Genomic DNA, 10,765 nt, shown 5'->3' with positions numbered 1-10,765 from the left:
GCCGGGCGCTGTCCCCTCACCCTCCGGTCTCACCGCGCGAAGGCGTACCGGCCGATCGGCGACTACCCGACCGGCACCTGCGTCGCGTCCGCGGAGCCTTCACCGGCGGCTTCGGTGCCGGCGGCCCCCGCCGCCACCGGGTCGGCAGCGTCCGCGACCACGGTCCCGGCGGAGTCTTCGGTGGCCGGGACGGTCCTGGACTTCCGCCACGCGAAGACGGTGAGCGCGACCGCCACGACGACGATCAGCACGTAACCGATCGCGCGCGGCGCGCCGTCGATATCGAAGTGCTTGAACAGCGTGCGAGCGTTGGTGAGGACCAGCAGCCCACCGACACCGGTGCCCAGCACACCCGGGGTGATCCGGCTGACCAGCCAGGCCGCGAGCGGTGCGGCGATCACGCCGCCGAGCGCCAGACCCGCGATGATCAGCAGGTTGTCGAAGAAATCCGAACCGAGCCCCAGCAGGAAGCCGACGCTGGCGGAGGCCGAGACGATGAACTCCGAGGCACTCACCGAACCGATCACCGTGCGCGGCGCGGACCGTCCGGTGGTGAGCAGGGTACTGGTGGTGACCGGCCCCCAGCCGCCGCCACCGCTGGCGTCGATGAAGCCGCCGAACAGGCCGAGCGGGGTGAGGAATTTCGCGGAGTGCGCGGTCTTCTCCGAGGCGGCGAACTCCACCGGCGGTCGTGAGGAGAACCGGACGACCAGGAAGACACCGATCGCGAGAAGGATGCCGGCGGTGATCGGCGCGGCGGCTTCGGTGGAGATCCGCGACAGCACGGTCGCGCCCAGGAAGGCGCCGATACCGCCGGGCACACCCAGCCGTAATACGACCTTCCAGTCGATATTGCCGAACCGCCAGTGCGATGCCCCGGAGGCCAGAGTGGTGGCGACCTCGGCGAAGTGGACCGCCGCGCTCGCATGCGCGGCACCCGTGCCGCTGAGGACGAGCAGCGTCGTCGCGGTGACGCCGAAGGCCATCCCGAGCGTGCCGTCGACGATCTGCGCGCCGACACCCACAATGGTGAAAACCAGTAACTTGATCATGACGGTGTGCTCCCCGAACCTGGACCGGACATCCGAGGGTATGACGTGGTCACGCGGTTGACACGGGTTGCGATCACCGTGAACGCAATACTGCCGGCCTGCCCGAGCGGCAGCCGGAACGGCGCCCGAGGGCGCGGAAATGAAGGCGACACCGGCGGCATCCCTGGGGCACACTGGCCGCCGTGACCGACCACACCTTCCGTCAGATGATCCTGAGCGAACGGCCGGCCGCCGGGATCACCGCCGGTACTTTTGCCGAAAAGGCTAGCCCCTTCCCGGTATTGGAGAACGGTGAGGCTCTCGTGCGGGTGGAGTGGCTCGGTATCGACGCCACCCAGCGCACCTGGCTCAATCCCGCGACGACGTATACGACGCCGGTCGGTGTGGGCGAGGTGATGCGCGGCAGCGGAGTCGGGCGAGTGGTCGCCTCCCGCGACCCCGCGCTGCCGGAGGGACAGTGGGTCTACGGTGAGCTCGGCTGGCAGGAATACACCGTGGCGCGCGCCGGCGGCTTGTTCGGCGTGAATCCGGTGCCCCCGGGGATCGACCCCCGCCATATGCTCACCGTTTTCGGCGTGAGCGGGTTGACCGCCTATATCGGGATCACCCGGGTGCTGGAGGTCGCGGAAACCGATGCGGTGCTGGTCACCGGCGCCGCCGGCAGTGTCGGATCGCTGGCCGGGCAGGTCGCGCGGCTACTCGGTGCGCGGGTGCTCGGCACCGCGGGTACGCCGGAGAAAGTGGACTGGGTGCGCGAAACCGCCCGTTTCGACGCCTGCCTGAATTATCGCACCGACGACGTCCCCGCCGCGCTGCGCGCATTCGCCCCCGACGGGTTGACCGCGGTCTTCGACAATATCGGCGGAACTCTGCTGGAGAACGCACTGGACAACCTGTCCCTGCACGCCCGGATCGCGCTCTGCGGATCGATCTCTTCCGGCTACACGGCCGCCGGCTACGGTGCCGGACCCGCGAACTACATGCAGCTGGCCTTCCGCCGGGCCCGCATGGAGGGCTTCATCTTCTACGACCACCACGCCGATTTCCCGGCGGCACTGTCCCGGCTCGCGGGCTGGGTCGCGGCGGGCGAGCTGGTCTGGGCCGAGGATATCGTCGACGGTCTCGAGAACTCCCCGGCAGCCCTGCAGCGCATCTTCGACGGGTCCAACCTCGGTAAGCAACTCGTCCGGGTCCGGTCGTGAGCCCCCTGACCCCGCTGAGGCCAGCGCACGCGGCGCGCATCCGGGTCCCGGCCGCCGACAGCACCCGGGACCCGGCGCGACGGCACCGAACGTAAGGACTCAGTACTGCGCCTGCGGGCGCCGGATGATCGCCCCGGACCCGATCCCGCCGAGCAGCGAGATGATGCACAACCCCGCGATCAGGTTGATCACGGCCGTGGCGATCTTGGCATCCACCCCGGCGACCAGGGTGAACGGCACCAGTGTCGCCAGCGCGGTGACCAGTCCGGTGATCCAGTAGAAGAACTGCATCGGGCTGGGCATCAGGGCGAGCAGCAGGTTCAGCAGACCGGTCGCGGCGATCGCGGCGGCCCCACCGGCCACGGCGTACGAAGTGGTCGAGACCGTGCCGTAGGCGCCCTCACCCTCCGGTGAGAGGACCGCGATGTTCAGGATGCCGCGCACCAGCATGATCAGCACCACGATCACCAGCGCGACGACGATGGCCGTACCGACACCGCCCGCCCACAGCCGTCCGACATTGACCTTCGGTTCGTTCGATCGCTCGTTCGTCCGCTCGGGCCGGTCCGGCTGGTACCCGTATTCGACCTGATGCCCGTACTCCGGCTCCGTCGAGTGACCCTGCTGCTGGGGGTAACCCTGCTGCGGGTAGGCCTGCGTCCGAGGGTAACCCTGGCGGTGAGGGTCCTGGCGCCCGTAATTGTGCGGCGGTTCCGTCATAGGGGGAAAGTACCCCGCATGAGCTCCGCGACCCACCCGAATCGGTAGGCGCATGTCGGGCACCGCACCGGCCGGATTCGTCCGCGCCGGGTGCGGACGCCCGCCGGGCCGGCGGGTTCGCTGAATCGACGGCCGCGGTAGGGCCGGCCGCGTTCCCGGAACCCGGTGACAGGACACGCCGTCATGACCCACACGACCAATCCGGCTACGGATTTCACCGGCACGCGGCGGACAGTTGCCCGGCTGCACACCGACCATGACGCATCCGAATTGGATGCGCTGGTGCAGCGTGACTCGCCTGCACGGTGCGGACGGACACTCCGGCCGTGCCGGCTGCGCTGATCGCGGTCCGACCCAATGGAGCATGCCGCCGAGGTGGTTGTGATTCCGCATCTGGGATCACTCGAACCCGATACCCCTGGTGGGGTCATCGGTTCCGACCTCGGTCCGGCCGGACACGAGGGACCGCTGACCACCGCTCCGGGCAGGGGCTTGTGCCTGCAATACGGCCACGCCATCGTCGGACACCCTGTCCGACCTGCGGCGCAGTAGTGCCCCCAGTGGGACTCGAACCCACACTTGGCGGATTTTAAGTCCGCTGCCTCTGCCAATTGGGCTATGGGGGCGTGCGGACCACACACTACCGACTCGTACACCCGTACCGGAATACCCGTGAGTGGGAGTCACACTGTGGGATCTGTCTGAATCGCCTGGCATGCCTCCACCAGCACATCGGCGGCCAGCAAACCGGACTCCTCCGCCGCCTCGCGCACTTCGTCGGATAATTCGTAGTCCGTAGTCACCGCCAGCAACGCCAATTGGAGGGCTTCGCCCAGCTGTCCGAGCCGGCGGGCGATCACCAGTTCGTCCATTTCGGTACCCATGTTCTCCCAGCCCACCGGCTGCACCCCGTCGATGCGGTAGCGACGCAGGGTGTCCTCCCCGAGGACCTTCATGAAATCCACCGCCGAGGCCATACAGCGGTTGTTGGCGACCCGGTACTCGGTGCGGTCGGCGATTTTCTCGATGAGGACCGCGACGATGGTCGCGGCGGTGAACATGCCGTCGCACACCCGGGCGGGCGCGGCGACGGGTGGGCCCGGTGGCGCGGTGGCCAGACCGGTGGTCACCGCGTCGATCCATTCGACCACCAGATCCGTGCCGGACGCGTCGTCCCGCACCGGCCGGTGTACGGGCTGTATCTCCCGGCGCCGGAACCACCGCCACGATAGACCCATCGCGCTCACTCCTGTTCGGAAGCGGACCTACCGACCAGCGAATGCCGTCGGCCGTATGCGAAGTACATCACCAAACCGAGCAGCATCCAGACTACGAAACGCAGCCAGGTTTCGACCGAGAGATTCACCATCAACCACAGGCAGGACAGAACCGCCAGGATGGGCACGAAGGGCACCAGCGGCACCTTGAAGCCGCGCGGCAGGTCGGGCCGGGTGCGGCGCAGGACGACGACGCCGATGGAGACCAGCAGGAAGGCGAACAGGGTGCCGATGTTCACCATTTCCTCGAGAGTGCCGAACTCCACGAAACCGGCCAGGATCGCGCACACCACGCCGACGACGAGGGTGATCCGCACCGGCGTGCCGCGCTGACCGGTCCGCGCGAGCCAGCGCGGGGTGAGACCGTCGCGCGACATCGCGAACAACACGCGGGTCTGGCCGAGCAGCATCACCATGACCACGGTGGTCAGGCCGGCCAGGGCGCCGATGGAGATGATGTTCTTGGCCCAGGTGGCACCGTGCACCGCGAACGCGGTCGCCAGAGTCGCGTCGTCGCCGGCGAGGTCGGTGTAGGGGACCATGCCGGTGAGCACGATCGAGACGGCGACGTAGAGGATGGTGACCACGACCAGCGAGCCGAGAATGCCGCGCGGCAGATCCCGCTGCGGGTTCTTGGTCTCCTCGGCGGCAGTGGCGACCACGTCGAAGCCGATGAACGCGAAGAACACGAGGCTCGCCGCGGCCAGCAGACCGTACCAGCCGAAGCTGCTGTTACCGCCGCCGGTCACCCAGGAGAACAGCGACTGCGTGAGCCCCTGGCCCTGCTCGGTGGGCTGCGCCTCCGGGATGAACGGGCTCAGGTTGTCGGCGTCGAAGAAGGTGAGCCCGACAATGATGACCAGCAGGATCACCCCGACCTTGATCGCCACGGCGACCGCGGACACCCGCGAGGACAGTTTGGTGCCGAGCGCGAGGAGGGTGGTGAGCACCGCGATCAGCAGTACCGCACCCCAGTCGAAGGTCACACCACCTATATCCACCACCGCGGCACCCCGGTCGAACACCTGGCCCAGATACTGCGACCAGCCCTTGGACACCACGGCCGCCGCGAGCGCGAACTCGAGCAGCAGGTCCCAGCCGATGATCCAGGCCGCCAGCTCCCCGAAGGTGGCGTAGGAGAAGGTGTAGGCGCTGCCGGCCACCGGCACGGTGGAAGCGAACTCCGCATAGCACAGGGCGGTGAGACCGCAGGCGATGGCGGCGAAGACGAACGCCAGCGAGACGGCGGGTCCGGCGGTATTGCCCGCGGTGCGGGCGGTGAGGGTGAAGATACCGGCACCGATGACGACGGCGACGCCGAAGATCGCCAGGTCCCAGGCGGTGAGGTCTTTGCGCAGTTTCGTACCGGGTGCTTCGGTATCGCGGATCGACTGTTCCACGCTCTTGGTGCGGAACAGCGAATTTCGGCTGGTCGGCGTCGTCACTGCGGCCTCCTGATCTTTCCGGCGCGAGTACCGGGAACGCTAGTGCACTCCCGCCATATGACGGGTTATCCACGACGACAGTCCGGCAATCACCGCGCCCGCCGCGATCGCCACCGAACCGGTGATCCCGAAGTAGGCGAACTCGTTGTCCGGCGAGTAGAAACGCGCCAGCACCCCCGACAAGGTGGTGCCCAGCGCGACCGACAGAAAATAGAGCGCCATCGTCTGCGCCCGGAAATGTTCGGGGGCGAGCTGGGTGCTGACCGCGAGGCCGATCGGGGAGATCAGCAGTTCGGAGACGGCGAACACCGCCATGATGCACAGCACGGCCAGCGCCGGCACCGAACGGCCCGAAGTCCCGGCCAGTGGGACGAACAGCAGAAACGCCGTCCCCATCCCGACCACGCCGAGCGCGAACTTGCGAGGGGTGCTGGGCGCCCGATCCCCCAGCTTGGTCCACAGCGCCGCGAACAGCGGGGAGAGCGCGATGATCCACACCGGCTCCACCGAACCGATCCAGTTCGACGGCGCGGTCCAGCCGAAGATGTTCCAGTTCATCCGTTCGTCGGAGTACACGGCGAGCACGGTGAAGATCTGCTGGAACAGGGCCCAGAACACCACATTGGCGACGAACAGCGGAACGAAGGCCCACACCCGGGTGCGTTCCAGCGGGCTCACCCGGCGATGGGTGAGCAGGACGGCGAAGTACGCGGCGGCGGCGATGACGATGAGCGCGGTGGTGACATCGGGCAGGTTGTCCACGGTGACCAGTCCGGTCACCAGTACCAGCACGATCACCAGGATCGCCGCGAGCACCACCGCGGCGAGCGGCCCGTAGGCGCAACGTGGCAGCGGATCGGTGGGCTCGCGTCCGGCGGTGCCGAGATTGCGGCGGAACACCACGTACTGGATCAGCCCCAGCGCCATCCCGACCGCGGCCGCCCCGAAACCGGCATGGAAGCCCCACTCCTCCTGGAGCAGCCCGGTAAGCAGCGGGCCGACGAAGGCACCGAGATTGATCCCCAGATAGAAGAGCGTGAATCCGCCGTCGACCCGCGGATCACCCTTCGGATACAGGGTGCCCAGCAGCGCGGAGGCGTTCGATTTCAGCGCGCCACTGCCCAGCGCCACCAATACCAGGCCCACGCCCACACCGGTGAGGCCCGGAATCAGCGCCAGTGCGATATGCCCGGCCACCACCACTACGCCGCCATAGAAGACGGTCCGCTCCATCCCGATCAGCCGGTCCGACACCCAGCCGCCGATGATCGTGGAGAGATAGACCAGACCGCCGTAGGCACCGACCAGACCGACGGCCACATCCTGATCCATACCGAGACCACCGTCGGTAGCCGAGTAATACAGGTAGTAGCCGAGGATGGTGAGCATCCCGTAGAAGGAGAAACGTTCCCACAGTTCGACACCGAAAAGGTTGACGAGTCCGACCGGGTGACCGAAAAAGGTGCGCTCGGCGACGTCTGGTACTTCGGACATGCTCAGACTGTCCCATGCCCCCGGTCCGGCGCGTGGCATACCGAACCGAACCGATACCGCAGCTCCACGAACACCCAGGCCACCGCGAGGCCCCGGGGAGCCGTCAGGCGATCGAGAGCGCGATCCCGTCCAGGATATCGTGTTCGCTGACTACCAGTTCGGTGATCCCGGCCCGCCGCTTCAGCTCCGCCGCCAGCACCTCGGTGATCACCGCGCCGCCGCCGATGACATCGACCCGGCCCGGATGCATGGGTCCGAGCGCGGCACGTTCGTCGTGATTCATCCCGATCAGCCGATCGCAGACCGCGAACAGATCCGGCAGCGAGATCCGCGCCAAGTGTGTTCTCGTCGAATCGTATTGGGGCAGGTCCAGTGCGACGGCCGCGAGTGTGGTCATGGTGCCGGCCACCCCGACCCAGGTATGCGCGCCGTCCACCGGGACGTGGGTGAACGCCTCGGTAAGACGTTCGGTCGCGAACTCCCGGGCCGCCGCGACTTCACCGGCCTCCGGCGGATTCCCGCGCAGACACCGCTCGGTGACCCGTACGCAGCCGATATCGGCGGAGAACGCCGCCCGCACTCCGTCGCCGTCCCCGACCACGAGTTCGGTGGAACCGCCGCCCAGATCGACCACGACGAACGGCCCGTCCGACGCCGCCAGCTCACCGACCGCGCCGGTGAACGACAATCGCGCCTCCTCGTCACCAGTGATCACCTCGGCGCTCGCGCCCGGAACCACCCGGCCGAGTTCGGCCCGGGTCATCGCGAAGAAATCCTCCCGGTTCGACGCGTCGCGAGTGGCGGAGGTGGCGACCATCCGCACCCGGCTCACACCGTGCTCGAGCATGAGGGACACATAGTCGGCCAACGCCACGCGGGTACGTTCGATCGCCTCCGGATTCAGCCGCCCCGTCGCGTCGACCCCTTTGCCGAGCCGCACGATCCGCATCTCCCGGTGCACATCGGTCAGGGTGGAATCCGCGCCGATATCGGCGATCAGCAGTCGGATCGAATTGGTGCCGCAATCCACGGCAGCGACCCGGTCGGTCATAGCGCCTCCTTCGGAGCTTGTACACGCGGTCCGCAGAGACCGGAACGAGGGCAGCGGTGCCGCATCATTCGTCTTCCGTCACCACGTATTCCGGCCAGTTCGCCGGGATCGCACTGCCGCGCAGTCCGTTCGCGGCCGCCAGCGCCACCGCCTCGTCACCGAGCGGATTGACTCCGGGCCCCTTGGCCAGCGCGTGCGCGATCAGCACATGCAGGCATTTCACCCGGTCCGGCATACCGCCGCCGCTGAAATCGGTGCCCAGCGATTCGATCTCGTCGCGTTCGGCCAGATAGCTGTCGTGCGCGGCGCGATAGGCGGCGGCGAGTTCGGTATCGCGGCCGAGCCGGTCGGTCATTCCCTTCATCACACCCGCGGACTCCAACCGGCTGGCCTCCGCGGTCAGCCGAGGGTCGGTGAGGTAGTAGAGAGTGGGGAACGGGGTGCCATCCGGAAGTTTGGGCGCCGTCTTGACCACCGCGGGCAGCCCATCGGGCGTCCGGTAGGCGATGGCGAGTACCCCGCGTGGTTCGCGGCCCAACTGTTCGGCGACGATCTGCAGATCTCGGTCGTCGGGTGTACTCACCTGGGTCCTTCCGGCTGCGGCGCGGGGGTTTCGGTTTCGGGGGGCGGTTCGGAAATGCTCCGCCACAGATCCGTATACCACGGATCGGGTTCGTGCCGGGGTGCCTGCGGATCCGGGATCGCCGGCACTTCGATCCCCGGAACCTGCACGATATACGGGGTTTCGCCCGGCATCACCAGACGTAACCGGTCGCGCGCCTCGGAGCGGATATAGGCCGGGTCCTCCTGCTGAGCGCGGCGGTCCTTCAGCCGGTCGATATCGTCCTCCAGCGTCCGGCGTTCGGCCGCGAGCTGATCGGCCTCGGCGCGCTGGGTGAAATAGGTGCGCATGGGGACGGCCAGCGTCATCGCCAGCGCGCACACCACCATCGCCAGAATGATCGCCTTACCGGCGGACAACCCCAGGATGGTCCGTTCCGACCAATCCCGCGCGCCGTCCGTACCGGCCCTGGTCCGGCGGGTGGTACGCCGCACCCGCTCCGCCCCGCCGTGTACTTCGGCGGCGGGGCGGCGCGACGGCGCGCGCGACGTGCGGCGATCGCCCCGCCCCGCGGGGCTGGTACCGCGCGCACGCCGCTCCGACATCTACCTCAGTCCTCGAAGGTGAAGCGCGGGAATGCTACGTCACCGGCGTAACGAGCCGAATCGCCCAGCGCGTCCTCGATCCGCAGCAGCTGGTTGTACTTCGCCACCCGCTCGCTACGCGCCGGGGCGCCGGTCTTGATCTGGCCGCTGCCCACCGCGACCGCGAGGTCGGCGATGGTGGTGTCCTCGGTTTCACCCGACCGATGCGACATCATGGTCTTGTACCCGTTGCGGTGCGCCAGTTCGACAGCGTCCAGGGTCTCGGTGAGGGTGCCGATCTGATTCACCTTCACCAGCAGCGCATTCGCCGCGCCCTTGGCGATACCGTCCTCGAGACGCTCGGGGTTGGTGACGAACAGGTCGTCGCCGACCAGCTGCACCTTGTCGCCGATCTCGTCGGTGAGCGCGACCCAGCCGTCCCAGTCGTCCTCCGACAGCGGATCCTCGATCGACACCAGCGGGTAGGCGGCCCGGAGTTCGGTGTAGAACTTCGCCATCTCGGCGGCCGAACGCGCGGAGCCCTCGAACTGATAGGCACCGTCTTTGTAGAACTCGGTCGCCGCGACATCCAGCGCCAGCGCCACATCCCGGCCCAGTTTCAGCCCGGTCTTACCGATCGCGACGCTGATCAGGTCCAGCGCCTCCTTGGTGCCGGCGACGTCGGGCGCGAACCCGCCCTCGTCACCCAGCCCGGTGGCCAGGCCCTTCTCCTTCAGCACCGCCTTGAGCGCGTGGTAGACCTCCGCGCCCCAGCGCAGCGATTCCTTGAACGTCGGCGCGCCGATGGGCGCCACCATGAACTCCTGCACATCCACACCGGTATCGGCGTGCGCACCGCCGTTGAGGATGTTCATCATGGGCACCGGCAGCACATGGGCGTTCGGTCCGCCGAGATAGCGGAACAGTTCCAGACCCGAGGACTCCGCCGCCGCCCGTGCCACCGCCAGGGAGACACCCAGCAGCGCATTGGCGCCGAGGCGCGATTTGTCCGGGGTCCCGTCGAGGTCGAGCAGCGCCTGGTCGACGGTGCGCTGTTCGACGGCGTCCAGGCCGATCACGGCCGGAGCGATCTCGTCGAGCACCCCCTCGACGGCTTTCTGCACGCCCTTGCCGTTGTAGCGATCCCCGCCGTCGCGGAGTTCCACGGCCTCGTGCTCGCCGGTGGAGGCACCGGAGGGCACCGCGGCGCGGGTCAGGGTGCCGTCGTCGAGGGCGATCTCGACCTCGACGGTGGGGTTACCGCGCGAATCCAGGATCTCGCGAGCTCCGACCTGTTCGATGATGGCCACGAAAACAACACTCCTTCGGCTGGTGGCACGGTAGTTATCGGGACGAGCCGTGCGATTGTGAGCCTAAT

General features: G+C 68.0%; 10 protein-coding genes and 1 tRNA gene. 1 reads left to right on the top strand and 10 read right to left on the bottom strand.

Going from position 1 to position 10,765, the window contains the following annotated elements:
- Positions 1 to 62: 62 nt before the first annotated feature.
- Entirely contained in the window at positions 63 to 1,052 is a 990-nt protein-coding gene (locus NGR01S_RS08920) for a sulfite exporter TauE/SafE family protein (RefSeq protein ID WP_063035664.1), read from the bottom strand.
- Between the two features lie 182 nt (positions 1,053 to 1,234).
- On the opposite strand from NGR01S_RS08920, the gene NGR01S_RS08915 reads away from it, so the two are divergent.
- Positions 1,235 to 2,254 carry an NADP-dependent oxidoreductase gene (locus NGR01S_RS08915; RefSeq protein ID WP_063035663.1) on the top strand — a complete coding sequence of 340 codons (1,020 nt, stop codon included), beginning with the start codon at positions 1,235 to 1,237 and terminating at the stop codon, positions 2,252 to 2,254.
- Positions 2,255 to 2,353: 99 nt separating this feature from the next.
- Here NGR01S_RS08915 and NGR01S_RS08910 read toward each other — a convergent pair whose 3' ends face one another.
- The 9 genes from NGR01S_RS08910 to eno form a co-directional block, all read right to left on the bottom strand.
- Entirely contained in the window at positions 2,354 to 2,974 is a 621-nt protein-coding gene (locus NGR01S_RS08910; protein ID WP_063035662.1) for a DUF6069 family protein, read from the bottom strand.
- Positions 2,975 to 3,526: 552 nt separating this feature from the next.
- Positions 3,527 to 3,600: transfer RNA gene (locus NGR01S_RS08900), tRNA-Leu, on the bottom strand.
- Positions 3,601 to 3,657: 57 nt separating this feature from the next.
- The gene (locus NGR01S_RS08895; protein ID WP_063035660.1) at positions 3,658 to 4,212 is read right to left on the bottom strand and encodes a hypothetical protein; all 555 of its coding nucleotides are present in this window, start codon (positions 4,210 to 4,212) and stop codon (positions 3,658 to 3,660) included.
- A gap of 5 nt (positions 4,213 to 4,217) precedes the next feature.
- A complete protein-coding gene (locus tag NGR01S_RS08890) occupies positions 4,218 to 5,696 on the bottom strand; it encodes an amino acid permease (RefSeq protein ID WP_063035659.1) in 1,479 nt (492 codons plus the stop codon).
- Positions 5,697 to 5,735: 39 nt separating this feature from the next.
- Positions 5,736 to 7,190 carry a peptide MFS transporter gene (locus tag NGR01S_RS08885; RefSeq protein ID WP_063035658.1) on the bottom strand — a complete coding sequence of 485 codons (1,455 nt, stop codon included), beginning with the start codon at positions 7,188 to 7,190 and terminating at the stop codon, positions 5,736 to 5,738.
- Between the two features lie 103 nt (positions 7,191 to 7,293).
- The gene (locus tag NGR01S_RS08880) at positions 7,294 to 8,241 is read right to left on the bottom strand and encodes a Ppx/GppA phosphatase family protein (protein ID WP_063035657.1); all 948 of its coding nucleotides are present in this window, start codon (positions 8,239 to 8,241) and stop codon (positions 7,294 to 7,296) included.
- Between the two features lie 64 nt (positions 8,242 to 8,305).
- Positions 8,306 to 8,824: a DUF501 domain-containing protein gene (locus NGR01S_RS08875; RefSeq protein WP_063035656.1), complete on the bottom strand. Its 519-nt coding sequence runs from the start codon at positions 8,822 to 8,824 to the stop codon at positions 8,306 to 8,308.
- The gene (locus NGR01S_RS08870) at positions 8,821 to 9,408 is read right to left on the bottom strand and encodes an FtsB family cell division protein (RefSeq protein WP_063035655.1); all 588 of its coding nucleotides are present in this window, start codon (positions 9,406 to 9,408) and stop codon (positions 8,821 to 8,823) included. Before NGR01S_RS08870 ends, NGR01S_RS08875 begins: the two co-directional genes overlap by 4 nt.
- 5 nt (positions 9,409 to 9,413) lie before the next feature.
- Positions 9,414 to 10,697 carry a phosphopyruvate hydratase gene (eno, locus tag NGR01S_RS08865; protein WP_039822538.1) on the bottom strand — a complete coding sequence of 428 codons (1,284 nt, stop codon included), beginning with the start codon at positions 10,695 to 10,697 and terminating at the stop codon, positions 9,414 to 9,416.
- Positions 10,698 to 10,765 lie beyond the last annotated feature (68 nt).

It is taken from the genome of Nocardia grenadensis NBRC 108939 (assembly GCF_001613445.1).
Taxonomy (GTDB): domain Bacteria; phylum Actinomycetota; class Actinomycetes; order Mycobacteriales; family Mycobacteriaceae; genus Nocardia; species Nocardia grenadensis.
The sequence above is the reverse complement of the archived record's forward strand: the minus strand, read 5'-3'. Positions and strand labels throughout refer to the sequence as shown.